General features: G+C 61.2%; 1 protein-coding gene and 1 pseudogene. Both read left to right on the top strand.

Features of this window, described 5'->3' with window-relative positions; all coding sequences use genetic code 11:
* Positions 1 to 197: pseudogene (locus PVZ80_RS00320) on the top strand (PoNe immunity protein domain-containing protein); the annotation flags it as partial.
* An 11-nt stretch (positions 198 to 208) separates the two neighbouring features.
* On the top strand, positions 209 to 405 hold a 197-nt coding region (locus PVZ80_RS00315), incomplete at its 3' end, for a hypothetical protein (RefSeq protein ID WP_273863296.1).

Genomic DNA, 405 nt, shown 5'->3' with positions numbered 1-405 from the left:
ATGGCGCACCCGTTCAGTGGGAGTGGGAGGCGTCGCCCTTTGAGGGTTCCCGCCTTGTGTCCGGTCAACCCTGCCCGTGGCCGGGAACCTGGGTCTGCGAAGACCTGCCCATCGGTGGTCGCGAATTTGCCCATGACGAAACCTTCCCGGAGGTGGATGGCCGACTAGTCACCTGGCGCTTGGTGCCGCGCACCTAATGGTCGATGCGATGCGTGTTCGTCACTGCTGTAGCGCAATAGTCGCCATGCTCGGCGGGATCTTGCTGAGTACCGCGGCGGCACATGCCAAGCCGTCCGAGCCTGACTGGAAGGCGTTACATTTCACGTGCACGAAGGAGCAGAACCCAAAATTCGATGGCGTATCGGAGTCGTGGTTTCAGCGCGCCAAAGGATTGGATAGCCAGCA

The sequence above is a fragment of the Pseudomonas sp. B3G-3 genome (assembly GCF_028640915.1).
Classification (GTDB): Bacteria; Pseudomonadota; Gammaproteobacteria; order Pseudomonadales; family Pseudomonadaceae; genus Aquipseudomonas; species Aquipseudomonas chlororaphis_I.
This window is presented reverse-complemented; position numbering and strand designations above follow the sequence as displayed.